The following is a 17,049-nucleotide window of genomic DNA, read 5'->3' on the forward strand; positions in this document are numbered from 1 at the left end:
TTCTCCCTGTTACCGCCCGACTTGCATGTGTTAGGCCTGCCGCCAGCGTTCAATCTGAGCCATGATCAAACTCTTCAATTAAAAGTGTCTGATGCTCAAAGAATTAAACTGTTTACTGCTGCTTATTGCTAAGCTGCTGTATTGGTCACTCTTCAAGACTTCTCAAAAATATATTTTTTGTGATATGTCCTGCGAGTGCCCACACAGATTGTCTGATAAATTGTTAAAGAGCAATTGCAACCTTCGCTGCCGTTGCCGGTCTTCTGCGTTGTTGCGAGGCTGCGTATATTACGTTTCCAGCCCCTTTGAGTCAAGCGTTGTTTTTCAACTTTTTTCGCTTTCCTCTACTGCCGGCGCGCCTCTCAGCGTGTTGTTCCGTGTCAGTGAGGGCGCATTATAGACACTCGCTGAGATCACGCAAGTGTTTATTTGAAAAAAATGTTTGTTCGCGTTTTTTTTAGACAAAACATGTATATTTGAGCTTTTATTCGCCTGTTTTGTCATTAATATGCCCATAATGCTTCTTATATATCATTATCCCGCTTTGTTAATGCATCACGCCAAGGAATCAGAATGCAGTTTTCAGAACAACTCAATGCGTCACAAAAGAACCTGTCTTATCTTCTGGCTGAAAAACTGGGACAGCAGATTTTATCCGGCAAGTATCCGCCGGAGTCTATTCTGCCGGGAGAGATTGAGTTGGCGGAGCAGTTCGGGGTAAGCAGAACCGCTGTCCGTGAGGCAGTAAAAATGCTGGCGGCGAAAGGAATGGTTTTACCGCGCCCGCGCATCGGCACACGGGTAATGCCGGTGATAAGCTGGAATTTTCTCGACCATGACTTTATTAAGTGGTGGCTGAGCAGCGGAGACCACCGGCAGGTACTGACGTATTTCCGCGAGCTGCGCGCCGCGATTGAACCCCAGGCTTGCGCACTGGCCGCCATGAATGCCGGAAAAGATCAGAAGCAGTCACTCTCGTTTCTGTTAAAAGAGATGACCTTATTATCCGCCCATTTTGAGCGGGATAAATGGATAACCGTTGATCACCGCTTCCACCACCTTATTTATCAGGCGTGCGGAAATCCGTTCTTTTCCTCTTTCGCTAATTTATTCGATTTTGTGTATCACAACTTTTTTGAATCCATCACCACTAATCAGGTTATTGAGATTGATCTCCACAAAGAAATTGTGGATGCCATTATCGACGGGAACGGAGAACGTGCCCGTCAGGCATGTCAGGTGTTGTTGAGTAAAGTGTGAATATGTAATAGTTACACTACTGACTATTCAGAGATAATGCATTAAGGGAAAACATGTTTAAAACAGCCCGGAATATGGCGGGCCTGCCGTGGATTGCCGCAATGGCGTTCTTTATGCAGGCGCTTGATGCCACCATTCTGAACACCGCTCTGCCGGATATAGCAAGAAGCCTGAACCACTCTCCGCTGGCGATGCAGTCCGCTGTTATCAGTTACACACTGACAGTGGCGCTGCTGATCCCGGTCAGCGGCTGGCTGGCCGACCGCTTCGGTACCCGCAGGGTGTTTATTATCGCGGTGATTCTGTTTTCTCTCGGTTCTTTATTATGTGCCTTTTCACCTAACCTGCCGTTTCTGGTGGTGTCACGGATTATTCAGGGGATAGGCGGAGCAATGATGATGCCGGTGGCCCGGCTGGCACTGCTGCGGGCTTATCCGCGCAGCGAGCTGCTGCCGATTCTCAACTTTGTCACCATTCCGGGATTGGTCGGCCCGGTGCTGGGGCCGCTGCTCGGCGGGATCCTGGTGACTTATGCCACCTGGCACTGGATTTTTATCATTAATATACCTATCGGGATTCTGGGGATTATTTACGCCATCCGCCATATGCCTGATTTCACCATGCCGAAACGCCGCTTTGATACACTCGGTTTTGCCCTGCTCGGTGCCGGGCTGGTCTCTGTTTCTGTCAGTCTGGATCTGTTCGGGGATAATGCTCTGGCAGCGGCAACGCCGTTCCTGGTGATGGGCAGCGGTTTTGCGCTGCTGACCTTCTATGCCCTGCACGCCCGCCGTATTTCTGCGCCGATTATTCCGCTGAGTCTGTTCCGCACACGGACATTCAGTGTCGGGATCGCCGGTAACGTTGCCACGCGCCTCGGCACCGGCTGTATTCCGTTTCTGATGCCGCTGATGTTACAGGTTGGTTTTGGTTATCCCGCTGTGGTGGCAGGGATGATGATGGCACCGACGGCGATCGGCTCTATTCTGGCAAAATCGGCGGTCACGCAGATTCTGCGCCGCTACGGTTATCGTCTGACATTATTTGCAATCACACTGGTGATCGGCGCAATCATTTCTTCTTTCTATTTCCAGTCACCGGGAATGTCGATTTACATGCTGGTGCTGCCGCTGTTTATTCTCGGCATGGCGATGTCCACCCAGTTCACCGCGATGAATACCATTACCCTCGCAGATCTGACTGAGCACAATGCCAGTTCCGGTAACAGTGTGCTGGCTGTGACCCAGCAGCTTTCCATCAGTTTCGGGATTGCGGTGAGTGCGTCTGTATTACGCTATTTTGAGTCTCAGGATTGGGGGTCAATCGTTGATAATTTCCACGCGACCTTTGTAACGGTCGGGGTGATGACAATTCTGTCGGCGTTTGTGTTCCTGTTCCTGAGCCGGACTGACGGGCGGAATATGATTAAGAAGAAAACCCGCCCTTCAGACAGCCCGGCCTCACATTAACCGCAGATAACAGAGCCCCGGTTTATCAGTGCCGGGGTCAGCACCAGCAAATCAGAAGGCGCGTCTGCGTCATCCATACGGCGCAGCAGCTTATCCACCGCCAGTTTGCCCAGTTCATCTTTCGGCTGGTGAATTGTGGTCAGCGGCGGGGTGAGAAATGCAGCCAGGTCAATATCATCATAACCGATAACCGCAATATCCTGCGGGATACGCAACCCTTTCTGCCAGATCGCCTGATAAGCACCGACCGCCATCGCATCGTTACCGGCAAATACCGCCTGCGGCGGCACCGGCAGTGAAAGCAGCTGATTCATGGCACTGAAACCACCGCTGAATTCAAAATCACTTTCCAGTACATACTCCGGCGGCACATCCAGCCCGGCCTGCGCCATTGCCCGGTAAAAACCGTCCAGACGGGATTTCGCCGGCGATTTATCCAGCGGTCCGGCAATACAGGCAATCCGGGTAAAACCGTTTTCGATCAGATGATTGGTGGCGATTTCACCGCCGAGGAAAGAGTTGTCCTGAATCACATCCCCGCCGAATGCAAACGGCGACCAGTCCATCATCACCATCGGCAGACGGGGATAGCGGCTGAACACCTCCGCTGACGGGCCTTTTATCTCGGTACACATCAGCAGCAGACCATCCACCCGCTTTTGCAGCAGGGTTTCCAGGCTGCTGTTCATCCGTTTGTGATCCCCTTCGGTATTACAGAGGATCAGGCTGTAGCCGCGCTCGTAGCAACTGCGTTCCACGCCGCGGACAACTTCCGCATAAAACGGGTTATTACTGGTGGTCACCAGCATCCCGATGGTATTTGTGCGGTTCATTTTCAGGCTGCGCGCAAGTGCAGACGGCGCATAGTTCAGCTCGGCAATAGCATCATTTACTTTCTTGCGCACACCGTCACTGACAAAACGGTTATTGTTGATGACATGGGAGACTGTAGAGGTGGATACCCCCGCCAGCCGTGCCACATCTTTCATCGTCGCCACAGTCTTAACCACGCTCCGCAAGGAAAGCATCTATTTCACGGCGCCACGGCACCGATGGCTGTGCACCCCGGCGGGTGACAGCAATCGCGGCGGCGGCATGGGCAAAACGCACCGCTTCATCTGCCGGTTTTCCTTCCAGCAGCGCCGTGACATACGCGCCGTTAAAGGTATCGCCGGCTGCAATAGTGTCCACCGCATTAACTTTAAAGCCGGGGATCCGGCGGCCCTCACCGTTGACGCTCAGCCAGACACCGCGGCTGCCCAGGGTGATCAGTACCTGTCCGATACCTTTATCATGCAGTACCTGCGCCGCTCTGGCTGCGCCGGTTTCATCACTGACAGAAATACCGGTCAGCTTTTCCGCTTCGGTTTCATTCGGGGTGATAACATCCACCAGCTTCAGCAGGCTGTCCGGTAACTCCCGCGCCGGGGCCGGATTGAGGATCACTCTGGTCTGATGATTTTTCGCAGCCTGTGCAGCGGCAATCACCGTTTCCAGCGGGGACTCCAGCTGCATCAGCAGGGCATCAGATTGTTCAACAAGCCCTTTATAAGGCGCAAAATGTTCCGGTGTCAGCGCGGCATTGGCACCGGCACTGATGCCGATGACGTTTTCACCGTCTTCATTAACAAAGATCATCGCCACGCCGGTGGCCGCTTCCGGCACCACGCTGACTGCGGCGGTGTGAATACGGTCGCGCTGCAGCTGCGCCAGGATTTCCGCGCCGATGGCATCATCCCCCACACAGGCAATAAAGGTAATATCAGCACCGCTGCGCCCGCAGGCCACCGCCTGGTTAGCGCCTTTGCCGCCGAAGGCTGTCTGATATTGCTTACCGATCACCGTTTCACCGGGTGCCGGGAACTGTGCAATATTCATAATATGATCGACATTAATACTGCCGAGAACGGTCAGACGGGATGTTGTCATTACCTTTATTTCCTTAATTACTGACAATACTCCCCGGCACGGTGTACCGGGGAGGCTGATATCGTTAGTCTTTTACAATCAGTTCTAACTCAACCGGAATGGTTTTGTCGATTTTTTCGCCTTTCAGGACTTTATCAGCTGTCTGAATACCAATGATACCGATCTGGTCAGGACGCTGTGCCACGGTTGCACCCAGTTTACCGCCTTTCACAGCTTTGATACCGTCAGCTGTACCGTCGAAGCCGACCACCAGCACATCATCACGGCCTGCAGTCTGCAATGCACGCTGCGCACCTAATGCCATTTCATCGTTCTGGGCAAATACTGCCTGAACAGTCGGATGTGCAGTCAGCAGGTTCTGCATGACGTTCAGACCTTTGGTACGGTCGAAATCAGCCGGCTGGCTGGCCAGCACATTCATTTTATGCTCAGCAACCGCCTGTTTGAAACCTTCGCCGCGCTCACGGGAAGCTGAAGTCCCGGTGATGCCTTCCAGCTGGATAACTTTGGCATCCGCGCCGGTTTTACGGGCAATATAATCACCGGCCAGTTTGCCGCCGAGAACGTTATCAGAGGCAACGTGGCTGACCACTTCACCTTTATTGGCAACACGGTCCAGGGTGATAACCGGGATATTAGCTTTGTTGGCCAGGATCACGGCGTTACCGACCGCATCAGAGTCTGTCGGGTTAATCAGCATCAGTTTGGTGCCTTTCACGGTCAGATCCTGCACGTTAGCCAGTTCTTTCGCCGGGTTATCCATGGAATCCAGAACCACCAGGTCGTAACCGAGTTTATCCGCTTCTTTCTGTGCACTGTCTTTCATGGTGACAAAGAACGGGTTATTCAGTGTGGAGATAACCAGGGCAATGGACTCTTTTGCCAGTGCATTGGCGCTGATAGTGGCGCTCAGTGCAACAACGGAGAAAAGGGTCGCAATCTTTTTCAGTTTCATGTTTCTGTTCCTTGCAGGATTCGGGTAAGTGGATTATTTACTGCTTTTGTTATCAACGAGTACAGCCAGCAAAATCACAACCGCTTTAACAATCATCTGGTAGTTGGAGGAGATCCCCAGCAGATTCAGCGCGTTGTTCAGAAAACCTAAAATCAGCGCCCCGATCAGGGTGCCCATAATACGGCCTTTACCCCCGGCGAGACTGGTGCCGCCGAGTACCACCGCCGCAATCGCATCCAGCTCATAACCGTTACCGGCCATCGGCTGTGCGGACGATAAACGCGCCACTTCAATCACACTGGCTAATGCCGCCAGCAGACCACAGAGGGCGTAAACAATGATTTTGATTTTATCGACATTAATACCGGACAGGCGGGTGGCGGATTCATTACCGCCCAGCGCATAGATATAACGGCCCAGGCGGGTGTGGTGCAGCAGATACCAGGCCGCCGCGAAAACGACAATCATCAGCCAGACCGGTGCCGGAATACCAAACAGACGGCCGATACCAAACCAGCTGAATACATCGGCGTTATCACTGAATCCGGTGCTGATCGGGCTGCCGTCGGTATACACACGGGTCACACCGCGCAGTAACAGCATCATCACCAGCGTGGCGATAAAAGCCTGCACTTTCCCTTTCGCGACAATCACCCCGGTCACACCGCCGATAGCCGCCCCCAGTGCCAGCGCACCTGCGACAGCAACAATGGCGTTAACATCCGCACCCACCATGGAGGCCGCCACCGCACCGGTCAGTGCCAGCAGAGAACCGACAGACAGGTCAATCCCGGAGGTCAGGATCACCAGTGTCATCCCCACCGCCATAATGGCGTTAACAGAGGTCTGCTGGAGAATATTGAACAGGTTATTCAGGGTAAAAAAGTTCGGGCTGATCATGGAGACAATCACAATCAGGATCAGCAGCGCGATCAGTGATTTCTGCTCAAGCAGCCATTCTTTGGAAAACCAGCGTTTTGACGCCGGGGTTGAATCTGTACGCATATCTTACTCCTGCCCTGCGCCATATTGTTTGCCGACTGCGGCGGCCATTAATGCTTCCTGAGTGACGTTTTCCGCGGCAAACTCCCCGCTTATCCGTCCTTCGTGCATGACCAGAATCCGGTCACTCATCCCCATTACTTCCGGCATTTCCGATGAAATAAGGATGATACTCAGGCCTTCCTGTTTAAATTTGTTGATCAGCTGATAAATCTCTTTCTTCGCCCCGACATCCACACCGCGTGTCGGTTCATCGAGGATCAGGACTTTCGGCCGCGTCATCAGACCGCGTGCAATTGCCACTTTCTGCTGATTACCGCCGGATAAGAACCCGATTATCTGATCCATGCCCGGGGTTTTGATATTGAACAGCTGAATAAAATCACTGACAGTCAGATGCTCTTCTTTATGATTAAGGCATCCGGTTTTACTGCTGAAATACGGCAGCGCCGTCAGAGACATGTTCTCTTTTACTGACATCCCCAGCACCAGACCATCGCGTTTACGGTCTTCTGAGATATACACGATGCCGTTATCAAGCCCGGCTTTCGGCGAGTTTATCTGGCAGGCTTTGCCGTCCATTTCAACCGTTCCGCCGGTTTTTGCCATTGCGCCGTAAATGATTTTCATCAGTTCGGTACGCCCGGCGCCCATCAGCCCGGAAACGCCTAGAATTTCATTCTCATGCAACGTGAAACTGACATCATGCACATCGCGGCCGCACAGGTTTTTTACCACCAGCTTCTCTTTGCCGCGCGGCAGAGTCAGACGCGGATACTGATCTTCCAGCTTACGCCCGACCATCATTTCAATCAGGCTATCCTCTGTCAGGTCAGATACCGGTTTTTCACCGATAAACTGGCCGTCGCGAAACACCGTCACGTCATCACAAATCTCAAAAATCTCTTTCAGACGGTGAGAGATATAGACAATCCCGCAACCCTGCTCACGCAGCTCGCGGATCACACTGAAGAGCGATTCGGTTTCGGTGTCTGTCAGTGCATCTGTCGGTTCATCCATAATGATGACTTTCGACTCAAAACTGAGCACCTTGGCGATTTCCACCATCTGCTGATCGCCGATGGACAGTTCCGCCACCAGCCGGTGACTGCTGTAAGTGAGATTCAGACGGGCCAGTAATTTATCCGCCTCGGCATACATTTTTTTCCAGTCAATGTTACCGAAACGGCCGGTAAACTCGCGGCCGAGGAAAATGTTTTCTGCAATCGTCAGTTCCGGGATCAGGTTCAGTTCCTGATGAATAATCCCGATACCGGCTTCCTGCGACGACTTCGGCCCCGTAAACTGACGCTCCTGCCCCAGAAACAGAATCTGACCGGCGTCTTTTTTATAGATCCCGGTCAGCACTTTCATCATGGTGGATTTGCCGGCGCCGTTCTCTCCGACCAGCGCCATCACTCTGCCGGGATAAACCCGCAGGGCGGCACCGGATAAGGCTTTCACACCCGGGAAAGCTTTATCGATACCTTTGAGTTCAAGTAACGGTTCCATAGACACCTCAGAATGTAACGCCGGAGAACAGCATCACATTGGCAAACGGTGTGCACTCACCGGTCCGGATCACGGCACGGCTGTTTTGTGTCTGTAACTTGAAAGAGGCGTGAGTCACATACTGAATCTGAATCACATTACCCTGCTGTAATTCCAGCGCTTTCAGATGTGCCACGATGGCATCGTGCAGCTCACTGTTATGTGTCTGGATGTCTTCCGCCATCAGTGCGGCTTCCACCTGCATCTCCTGCGTGATGACTTTAAACACCGACATAAAATCAGGCACACCCTGAGTTAACGCCAGATCAATACGTGGCGTGGCGGGCGGGATTGGCAGCCCGGCATCAGCAACAGTAATATGGTCGGTATGACCCAGACGCGCGATAACCGCGGAGACATCACCGTTCAGTAAAGCCCCTTTCTTCATAAAATCCTCCTGAGCGAAACGTTTCGCTTTTAAACTATGGTAGGAAAAATACGGGAAAACTCAATGTTCATCCATAAAAAATGTGATGGTGATCGAAACGTTTCGCTTAAGAATATGTTAAATGAAAAAGCTAACTGATTGAATGAGTTATAGCTGAATGGATTCAATTATACCGGCAGAAAAATGCCGGTGATCCGGCAACTTCCCCCCTGAAATCACCGGTTCTCCTCCCGGATATCCCGGATTTTTTATCACTCTGTTACACCACTGATAAGTTATGACATAACAGAACATATCCCGGTGTTGTTATGTTGATTTTCCCCTCTCATACCGGAGATCTTCTTATGATGAAAAAAACGGCATTTGCCGGCATACTTTTCTGTTTACTGACTTCTCAGGCGTTTGCTCACGGCTATATCACTGAACCGGCCTCACGGGCAGCAAATTGCCGTGACGGTAAAAATCCCGCTGCAATGTGTGGCTCCGCCCAATGGGAACCACAAAGTATTGAAACATTCTCCGGATTTCCGGACGGAAAATTCCCGCCGGACGGCCGGCTTGCCAGCGGTGGTATTGAGCGTTTTCTGCCACTCGATACCCCCGGTGATAACTGGCATCAGATAACGGTAAAACCGGGAACCGCCATGTTCACCTGGAAAATAACAGCCGCCCACAAAACCCGTAACTGGCGTTACTACATCACCAGGCCGGACTGGCAGCCGGGAGCCCCGCTGACCCGGGCATCATTTGAACCCGAACCATTCTGTAGTTATGACGATAAAAATCAGGTTCCGCCGCAGACAGTGACACATCAGTGCACCATTCCGGAACGGAGCGGCTATCAGGTTATTTACGGTGTATGGGAAATCGCGGATACCGCCAACAGTTTCTATCAGGTGATTGATGTCCGGTTTGACTGATATTCTGTTTTACTGATTAACAGCATTGCCGGTATCCCCGGCAATTTTTTTATCACCATTTGCGCAAAAAGCAGAAGAAACGTGATTTTACGCAGTAAACGCGGTAGCTTTTTTAGTTTATAAACGCAGAAACTGCATCAGTAAATTCACGGGAGTCCCATGCAACGTTCTGAACGTATCGCCCGGCTGAGCCGCCACCTGGAATCCGGGCTGTATGAACGACAGCACGCCATCCGGCTCTGCTTACTGGCCACCCTCAGCGGGGAAAGTGTTTTTCTGCTCGGCCCGCCGGGAATTGCCAAAAGCATGATCGCACGACGCATGAAACTGATTTTCAGTGACGCCCGTGCTTTTGAGTATCTGATGACCCGCTTCTCCACCCCGGAGGAGATCTTCGGTCCGCTCTCCATTGCGGCCCTGAAAGATGAAGGGAAATACCAGCGCATCACGCAGGGATACCTGCCGGATGCGGAAATCGTGTTTCTCGACGAAATCTGGAAAGCGGGTCCCGCTATCCTCAACACCCTGCTGACTGCGATTAACGAACGTAAATACCGCAACGGCGACAGCGAAAGCCCTATTCCGATGCGGCTGCTGGTGGCCGCCTCCAACGAACTGCCGGACAACGACAGCAGCCTGGAAGCACTCTATGACCGGATGCTGATCCGCTTATGGCTGGATAAGTTACAGGAGAAACAGAGCTTCCGCGCTATGCTTATCAGCACACCGAGAGCATCGGATGAACAGATCCCCGCGCATCTGCAGGTAACCGATGAGGAATATCATCAGTGGCAGGAAGAAATTGACCGTGTTGTGCTGACCGATCAGATATTTGAACTGATTTATCAGCTGCGTCAGCAGATTGAGCGGCTGGATAACGCGCCGTATATCTCAGACCGGCGCTGGAAAAAGGCACTGCGGCTGTTACAGGCCAGTGCGTTTTTCAACGACCACAGCAGTATCACGCCTCTTGACCTGATCTTGCTGAAAGATTGCCTGTGGCATGATTCCGCCTCACTGAAATCCGTTCCGCAACTGCTGACACAACTGATGTGTGAACAGGCCTATCAGCAGCGCAGCCTGTTACTGAAACTGGAAAAATATTATCAGGAATGGATCCTGGAAACGCAGACTCAGCAACAGCGGGATGCCTTCAGTGTGATCCGCAGCAGTGCCCGTTTCGGACGCAAAGTCAGTTACGCTCTGCCGGATACGCTGCCGCCCGGCCCGGTCACCCTCTTTTTACATAACCCGCTGACATTACATGATATGACTGTCACTCATGTGACTATTGAGCGTAGTGCTTTTGATACCTTCTTTGATAAAGGCGTCTTTGATAAAGGAGGGAACATTGCGGCAAAACTCAACGGTATCGGCTTTACCCAGTCTGTTTCCGCCGCCGTGAATGATAACGGCCTTCTGGAACTGCGTGATGTCAGTCTGCGCAGCAGCACCCTGTTCCCGGCGGGTACCGAAAGCCGGATGACAGAGGCGCAGAAGCAAATCTGGCTGGATAAACTTTCGGTGATACGCCAGACACTGGTACAGCAGCGCCAGCTGTTTGCACAGCATCAGCCCGCCCTGTTTGTCAGTGATGACTGGATAGCGCAGATAGAGGAAAGCTTTCTGCCGGTGGCAGAACGCCTCGATAAACTGACTCAGCAAATGAGCAGCACTCCGTGTTAAGTCTTTCAGCACTGGATCTGGCGCTGGCAGTTAATGAAGGGGAACTCATTGAGGAGATCCTGCTGACACTGCTGGCCGCTCCGCAACTGGCCTGGTTTTTTGAAAAGCATCCGCGGTTACGCCGTGCGGTGCTGACTGATATGCCGTCATGGCGGAAATCGCTGGAAGAACGGGTGAAAGAGGCGCTGGTTCCGGCCGCCCTGGCAGATGAGTTCCGTCTTTACCAGAAAAGCACCGCTGCAGACAGGACAGAATTTTACCGCCTGCTGCCGGAGATCCTCAAAGCGCTGGAGGATATAAACTCGCCGTTCTCGCCGGAAGCACACCGCCTGCACAGAGATGAGCAGGAAACCACCTCCCATCAGATATTATTCAATCAGCGCTGGCGTCTCAGCCTGATTTTACAGGTCACCACCTATCACAAAGAGATTCTGGAGCAGGAAAAAGAACAGCTCCTCGCCGAACTTCAGCAACACCTGGCGCTGAGCGGTAATCTTGATCCGCTGATCAGTGAAAATGAGCAGGCTTCCGGTAAGTTATGGGATCTGGCGAAAGGATCACTGAAATCCCCCGGCCCGTCGGACGATCTCCTGCTTCGTTACAGCGAGTTTTTAAAATCCCAGCCGGAACTGGAAAAACTGGCCTCACTGCTGGGGCGCAGCCAGACGGCAAAATCCGTTCCTCAGGACAGTGCAGTGACAGAGCCGGTCACCATTACCGAACTGGTGCCGGATCAGACCCCGGAAGAAGTCAGCGGGGTCGGGCTGAGTGATGATGTGCTGCGTCTTCTGCCCGCCGAGTTGGCGTTACTCGGTATCAGCGGTCTGGAGCTGGAATTTTACCGGAAGCTGGCCGAGAAACAGTTATACACCTACCGGTTACAGGGCGATCACTGGCAGGAGCGGCAGGTGATGCGGCCGATCGTTCATCATAAAGATGAAAAGCAGCCGCGCGGTCCCTTCATTATCTGTATCGATACTTCCGGCTCGATGGGCGGTTTTAATGAGCGCTGCGCCAAAGCATTTTGTCTCGCGCTGGTCAAAATCGCTATGGCCGATAACCGGCAGTGCCATGTCATGCTCTTTTCCACTGAACAGGTGCATTATGATTTTCTCGGCCCGGACGGCATCGAGCAGATGACCCGCTTTCTGCTTCAGAGTTTTAAAGGTGGAACAGACCTGGCGTCCTGTCTGACAGAAGCGGCAAAACGGCTGGAAACGCCGCAGTGGCGTGATGCGGATGTGGTGGTAATGTCTGACTTTATTGCCCAGCGGCTGCCGGATGAGGTGGTGAAGCAGGTAAAACGTTCGCAGCAGCAGGGAAAACACCGCTTCCATGCGGTAGCCCTGTCCCATTACGGAAAGCCCGGTATCATGCGGATTTTTGATCACATCTGGCGTTTTGATACCGGCTTAAAAAATCGTCTGTTGCGCCGTTTCAGGCGGTGAGCCTCCGGGCTCACCGTACAACAGTGTATTACAGCATATCAGTGATGGTTTCGCGCACTTCCGGTGCCCACACACTGCATTGTACCTGGCCGATATGACTGCGCTGGAGCAGTAACATCACCAGACGTGACTGGCCGATCCCGCCCCCGATAGTCTGCGGCATTTCACCGGCTGCCAGCGATTTGTGCCAGTCCAGCTCCATCCGTACCTGCTGACCGGTCAGATCCAGCTGACGCGCCAGGGTGACCGGGTCGACACGGATCCCCATTGAGGATAACTCGAACGCATCCTGCAGTACCGGGTTCCACACGAGGATATCCCCGTTCAGCCCTTTGTAGCCGTCACTGTTCTCAGTGGTCCAGTCATCATAATCCGGTGCACGGACATCATGGGACTCACCATGAGATAATTTACCGCCGATGCCGATTAAGAAGACGGCACCCAGTTCTTTCGCGATGGCGCGCTCACGGCCTTTGGCATCCAGGTCCGGGTAGCGTGCAAGCAGTTCTTCAGAGTGAATAAAATGAATTTGGTCCGGCAGGAACGGTGTCAGACCAAATTCCTTACTTACTGCAAGTTCTGTTTCTTTTATTGTCTGATATATTTTACTCACTGTCTGCTTCAGATAAGGCAGCGTACGCTCCTCATCTGCCATCACTTTTTCCCAGTCCCACTGATCAACATAAACAGAATGGATTGGGGTTAAGCGATCCTCATCAGGACGCAACGCTTTCATGTCGGTGTACAGACCCTGACCCGGCTGAAAATCAAAACGCCCTAAGGTTTTGCGTTTCCATTTAGCCAGTGAATGCACGACTTCAAAGGTTGAGCCCGGCAATGATTTAACTTTCACCTGAACCGCTTTCTCGCTGCCGGATAAATTATCCTGAGTACCATCACCCACACGGCTTAAGATTGGCCCCTGGACTTCAATAAGGCCCAGTTGTTTTTCCAGCAGACGTGAGAAGTAAGACTTCACGAAGCTGATTTGCTGCTGCTGTCGGATGAATGATTTTTCCATGATAATAATCCTTGATATGCGGAACATGTATTGCCTGTGAAATAGATTAAGCAACAGAATGGGGTATAAATTCAATATCCTTTATCAAAAATACCCTTTGCTATTTATAAAATTCATTTTTATGATACTAAAAATGAATTTTCGTTAATTTAAGGGACATAAAATGGCCGAAATTTATCAGATCGACAATCTGGACCGTGACATACTTCACGCTTTAATGGCGAATGCCCGCACACCTTACGCTGAATTAGCGAAAAAATTTGCCGTCAGTCCCGGTACGATCCATGTCCGGGTCGAGAAAATGAAGCAGGCAGGTATCATTACCGGCACCCGGGTGGATATCAGTGAAAAACAGCTGGGATTTGATGTGACCTGCTTTATCGGCATCATCCTGAAAAGCGCCAAAGATTACCCGGCCGCCCTCAAGAAACTCGATAAGCTGGATGAAGTGGTGGAAGTCTATTACACCACCGGGCAGTACAGCATCTTTATAAAGGTGATGTGTAAAACGATAGAATCTCTGCAGGACGTACTTATCAACAAGATCCAGAGTATTGATGAGATACAGTCCACTGAAACCCTGATCTCCTTACAGAACCCGATCATACGGACGATCCGCCCGTAAGAAAAAATTCTTATAACCACATTATCCACAGGTAGATCCCAGCTGTTTCACAGCGTACAATAGCGGCTCTTTACAGCAGGGGATCACCATGACCACAGTTACTCTCATTACCGGCAGTACCATGGGCAGCGCAGAATATGTTGCCGAGCATGTTGCCGAAATCCTGGAAAACGCCGGTTTTACCACGGATGTGCAACACGGGCCGGAAGCGGACGATGTACCGCAGCAGGACAGTACCTGGTTAATTGTCACCTCCACTCACGGTGCCGGTGATCTCCCCGAAAATATACAGCCGTTCGCTGATGCCCTGCGTGAGCAGCAGCCTGATCTCAGTTCCGTCCGTTACGGTGCCATCGGGATCGGCAGCAGTGAATATGACACCTTCTGTGGTGCAGTTCGTACACTGGATGCTCTGCTCACCTCTCTGGGTGCGAAAAAAATCGGTCAGTCACTCGAAATTGATATTCAGAAACACGAGATTCCTGAAGATCCGGCTGAGATCTGGATCGAAGAATGGAAAAATTTACTCTGATTTGCTGATAAAAACAGCAATCAACTGTGGATAACTCGGGGATCAACTTGCGATCAACCCGTAGTTATTCACTGTATAAGATCACTCTCCGTCAGGCCCTGTGAATAAGTACCCGTTTTGATCCCAGCTTATACTGAACAGGATCAACGGTACTTCACAGGAAATGATCCTTTACAGTTTTATGATCTTTATGGGGATTTAACACTTATCCACAGAGGATCGCGATCCTAATAAAAGATCTAATAAAGAGATCTTTAAATAAAAAGATCTTTATATAATTACCTGCGTCTTTACCGCTCATGGTCAGACGGCAAGAGTTGAGTTATATTCTCTCCCCCGATGCGCTACTGCATTTTGTAATGAAGGTTTAACATGTTTTATCCGGATCATTTTGACGTCATTGTTATCGGCGGTGGCCACGCCGGTACTGAAGCTGCAATGGCAGCGGCACGTATGGGCCGTCAAACACTTTTACTGACTCACAATATCGACACTCTGGGTCAGATGTCCTGCAACCCTGCTATCGGTGGGATCGGTAAGGGACATCTGGTTAAAGAGATCGATGCACTCGGCGGACTGATGGCACATGCCACTGACCGTGCCGGTATTCAGTTCAGAACCCTGAATGCCAGCAAAGGACCGGCAGTTCATGCCACCCGTGCTCAGGCTGACCGCGTGCTTTACCGTCTGGCAGTGCGCACAGCACTGGAAAACCAGCCTAACCTGATGATTTTCCAGCAGCCGGTAGAAGATCTTATCGTTGAAAACGATACCGTTACCGGTGCAGTGACCCGGATGGGACTGAAATTCAGAGCCAAATCGGTTGTACTGACTGTCGGGACATTCCTGGACGGAAAAATTCATATCGGGCTGGAAAACTACAGCGGCGGCCGTGCCGGTGATCCGCCGTCCGTCTCACTGTCACACCGTCTGCGGGAACTGCCGCTGCGTGTCGGCCGCCTGAAAACAGGGACACCGCCGCGTATTGACGCCCGGACCATCGATTTTGCTCAGCTGACACCACAATTCGGTGACAACCCGATGCCGGTATTCTCCTTCATGGGGAGTGCGGATGAGCATCCTGAACAGATGCCGTGCCATATCACGTACACCAATGAAAAAACCCATGAGGTGATCCGTAATAACCTCGATCGCAGCCCGATGTACGCCGGTGTGATCGAAGGGATCGGTCCGCGTTACTGCCCGTCCATTGAAGACAAAGTGATGCGCTTTGCGGATCGTAACCAGCATCAGATCTTCCTGGAGCCGGAAGGGCTGACCAGCAATGAAATTTACCCGAACGGTATCTCCACCAGCTTACCGTTTGATGTGCAGATGCAGATTGTTCACTCGATGAAAGGCATGGAAAACGCGCGTATTATGCGTCCCGGTTATGCTATCGAGTATGATTTCTTTGACCCGCGTGACCTGAAACAGACCCTGGAAAGCAAATACCTGCACGGCCTGTTCTTTGCCGGACAAATCAACGGCACCACCGGTTACGAAGAAGCGGCCGCTCAGGGGCTGCTGGCCGGTTTGAACGCCGCCCGCTATTCTGCCGATCAGGAAGGCTGGTTCCCGCGCCGTGATCAGGCGTATATCGGCGTGCTGGTGGACGACCTGTGCACACTCGGTACCAAAGAACCGTACCGGATGTTTACCTCACGGGCTGAATACCGTCTGATGCTGCGTGAAGACAACGCAGATGCCCGTCTGACAGAAACCGGCCGCAAACTGGGGCTGGTGGATGACGCGCGCTGGGCACACTTCAGTGAAAAAATGGAGCTGATAGAGAAAGAACGTCAGCGCCTGAGAGATATTCGCGTACACCCGCAGTCCGAAAGCGTGAAAGAGATCAACGCGATCCTGAACACGCCTCTCTCCAAAGAAGCGACCGGGGAAGATCTTCTGCGCCGTCCGGAAATGGACTACAACCGTCTGATGACCCTGAGTGATTTTGCACCGGGGGTTGATTCACCGGCTGCGGCACAGCAGGTGGAAATCCAGGTGAAATACGAAGGCTATATCTCCCGTCAGCAGGACGAAATTCAGCGCCAGCTGCGTAATGAGAACGCGACACTGCCTGTTGATCTCGATTACAAACAGGTGAGCGGGCTTTCCAACGAAGTGGTGGCAAAACTCAACGACCACAAACCGACCTCTATCGGCCAGGCATCGCGGATCTCCGGTATCACACCGGCTGCTATCTCTATCCTGCTGGTTTGGCTGAAAAAGCAGGGCCTTCTGCGGCGGAGTGCGTAAC

General features: G+C 52.0%; 15 protein-coding genes and 1 rRNA gene. 8 read left to right on the top strand and 8 right to left on the bottom strand.

Translation table 11 applies throughout. The features are described from left to right. A 16S ribosomal RNA gene (locus ACSBQN_RS16960) occupies positions 1–81 on the bottom strand; the annotation flags it as partial. A gap of 492 nt (positions 82–573) precedes the next feature. Here ACSBQN_RS16960 and ACSBQN_RS16965 point away from each other — a divergent pair. Both ACSBQN_RS16965 and mdtD read left to right on the top strand, forming a co-directional pair. Beyond that, positions 574–1,260: a FadR/GntR family transcriptional regulator gene (locus ACSBQN_RS16965; RefSeq protein ID WP_024473734.1), complete on the top strand. Its 687-nt coding sequence runs from the start codon at positions 574–576 to the stop codon at positions 1,258–1,260. Positions 1,261–1,313: 53 nt separating this feature from the next. Beyond that, positions 1,314–2,729, top strand: coding sequence for a multidrug transporter subunit MdtD (gene mdtD / locus ACSBQN_RS16970; protein WP_024473733.1), 1,416 nt, complete (start codon positions 1,314–1,316; stop codon positions 2,727–2,729). Here mdtD and rbsR read toward each other — a convergent pair. From rbsR to rbsD, 6 genes are all read right to left on the bottom strand, one after another. After that, positions 2,726–3,727, bottom strand: coding sequence for a ribose operon transcriptional repressor RbsR (gene rbsR, locus ACSBQN_RS16975; protein WP_368899936.1), 1,002 nt, complete (start codon positions 3,725–3,727; stop codon positions 2,726–2,728). The genes mdtD and rbsR overlap by 4 nt on opposite strands. 4 nt (positions 3,728–3,731) lie before the next feature. Beyond that, positions 3,732–4,658, bottom strand: a complete 927-nt coding sequence (gene rbsK, locus ACSBQN_RS16980) for a ribokinase (protein ID WP_024473731.1) — start codon at positions 4,656–4,658, stop codon at positions 3,732–3,734. A gap of 64 nt (positions 4,659–4,722) precedes the next feature. Next, positions 4,723–5,613, bottom strand: coding sequence for a ribose ABC transporter substrate-binding protein RbsB (gene rbsB / locus ACSBQN_RS16985; protein WP_337137352.1), 891 nt, complete (start codon positions 5,611–5,613; stop codon positions 4,723–4,725). A gap of 33 nt (positions 5,614–5,646) precedes the next feature. Continuing rightward, positions 5,647–6,618 carry a ribose ABC transporter permease gene (rbsC, locus tag ACSBQN_RS16990; RefSeq protein ID WP_004236751.1) on the bottom strand — a complete coding sequence of 324 codons (972 nt, stop codon included), beginning with the start codon at positions 6,616–6,618 and terminating at the stop codon, positions 5,647–5,649. Between the two features lie 3 nt (positions 6,619–6,621). Further along, complete coding sequence (gene rbsA / locus ACSBQN_RS16995; RefSeq protein WP_024473729.1) at positions 6,622–8,127, bottom strand: ribose ABC transporter ATP-binding protein RbsA; 1,506 nt, start codon at positions 8,125–8,127, stop codon at positions 6,622–6,624. Between the two features lie 7 nt (positions 8,128–8,134). Then, complete coding sequence (gene rbsD / locus ACSBQN_RS17000; RefSeq protein ID WP_004236749.1) at positions 8,135–8,554, bottom strand: D-ribose pyranase; 420 nt, start codon at positions 8,552–8,554, stop codon at positions 8,135–8,137. A gap of 344 nt (positions 8,555–8,898) precedes the next feature. Between rbsD and ACSBQN_RS17005 the strand changes: the two genes are divergently transcribed. From ACSBQN_RS17005 to viaA, 3 genes are all read left to right on the top strand, one after another. Beyond that, positions 8,899–9,474, top strand: a complete 576-nt coding sequence (locus ACSBQN_RS17005; RefSeq protein ID WP_101924540.1) for a lytic polysaccharide monooxygenase — start codon at positions 8,899–8,901, stop codon at positions 9,472–9,474. Positions 9,475–9,633: 159 nt separating this feature from the next. Continuing rightward, positions 9,634–11,160, top strand: a complete 1,527-nt coding sequence (gene ravA / locus ACSBQN_RS17010; RefSeq protein ID WP_354633042.1) for an ATPase RavA — start codon at positions 9,634–9,636, stop codon at positions 11,158–11,160. Then, complete coding sequence (viaA, locus tag ACSBQN_RS17015) at positions 11,154–12,608, top strand: ATPase RavA stimulator ViaA (RefSeq protein ID WP_152713717.1); 1,455 nt, start codon at positions 11,154–11,156, stop codon at positions 12,606–12,608. Before ravA ends, viaA begins: the two co-directional genes overlap by 7 nt. Before the next feature lie 28 nt (positions 12,609–12,636). Here the strand turns inward: viaA and asnA are convergent, their stop codons facing one another. Further along, entirely contained in the window at positions 12,637–13,629 is a 993-nt protein-coding gene (gene asnA, locus ACSBQN_RS17020; protein ID WP_004240217.1) for an aspartate--ammonia ligase, read from the bottom strand. 163 nt (positions 13,630–13,792) lie between these two features. Between asnA and asnC the strand changes: the two genes are divergently transcribed. From asnC to mnmG, 3 genes are all read left to right on the top strand, one after another. After that, positions 13,793–14,254: a transcriptional regulator AsnC gene (gene asnC, locus ACSBQN_RS17025; RefSeq protein ID WP_004240216.1), complete on the top strand. Its 462-nt coding sequence runs from the start codon at positions 13,793–13,795 to the stop codon at positions 14,252–14,254. 88 nt (positions 14,255–14,342) lie between these two features. Then, positions 14,343–14,786, top strand: coding sequence for an FMN-binding protein MioC (gene mioC / locus ACSBQN_RS17030; protein ID WP_004240215.1), 444 nt, complete (start codon positions 14,343–14,345; stop codon positions 14,784–14,786). 372 nt (positions 14,787–15,158) lie between these two features. Then, a complete protein-coding gene (mnmG, locus tag ACSBQN_RS17035; protein ID WP_262875652.1) occupies positions 15,159–17,048 on the top strand; it encodes a tRNA uridine-5-carboxymethylaminomethyl(34) synthesis enzyme MnmG in 1,890 nt (629 codons plus the stop codon). The last annotated feature ends 1 nt before the right edge of the window (position 17,049 follow it).

It is taken from the genome of Morganella sp. B601, from assembly GCF_051172335.1.
Lineage (GTDB): Bacteria > Pseudomonadota > Gammaproteobacteria > Enterobacterales > Enterobacteriaceae > Morganella > Morganella morganii.

Coding starts and splice junctions, on each gene's coding strand:
- rbsB (WP_337137352.1), bottom strand. CDS start 5,613: ATGAAACTGAAAAAGATTGCGACCCTTTTCTCCGTTGTTGCACTGAGC.
- asnA (WP_004240217.1), bottom strand. CDS start 13,629: ATGGAAAAATCATTCATCCGACAGCAGCAGCAAATCAGCTTCGTGAAG.
- ACSBQN_RS16965 (WP_024473734.1), top strand. CDS start 574: ATGCAGTTTTCAGAACAACTCAATGCGTCACAAAAGAACCTGTCTTAT.
- rbsK (WP_024473731.1), bottom strand. CDS start 4,658: ATGACAACATCCCGTCTGACCGTTCTCGGCAGTATTAATGTCGATCAT.
- ACSBQN_RS17005 (WP_101924540.1), top strand. CDS start 8,899: ATGATGAAAAAAACGGCATTTGCCGGCATACTTTTCTGTTTACTGACT.
- mnmG (WP_262875652.1), top strand. CDS start 15,159: ATGTTTTATCCGGATCATTTTGACGTCATTGTTATCGGCGGTGGCCAC.
- ravA (WP_354633042.1), top strand. CDS start 9,634: ATGCAACGTTCTGAACGTATCGCCCGGCTGAGCCGCCACCTGGAATCC.
- rbsA (WP_024473729.1), bottom strand. CDS start 8,127: ATGGAACCGTTACTTGAACTCAAAGGTATCGATAAAGCTTTCCCGGGT.
- mdtD (WP_024473733.1), top strand. CDS start 1,314: ATGTTTAAAACAGCCCGGAATATGGCGGGCCTGCCGTGGATTGCCGCA.
- rbsC (WP_004236751.1), bottom strand. CDS start 6,618: ATGCGTACAGATTCAACCCCGGCGTCAAAACGCTGGTTTTCCAAAGAA.
- asnC (WP_004240216.1), top strand. CDS start 13,793: ATGGCCGAAATTTATCAGATCGACAATCTGGACCGTGACATACTTCAC.
- rbsD (WP_004236749.1), bottom strand. CDS start 8,554: ATGAAGAAAGGGGCTTTACTGAACGGTGATGTCTCCGCGGTTATCGCG.
- mioC (WP_004240215.1), top strand. CDS start 14,343: ATGACCACAGTTACTCTCATTACCGGCAGTACCATGGGCAGCGCAGAA.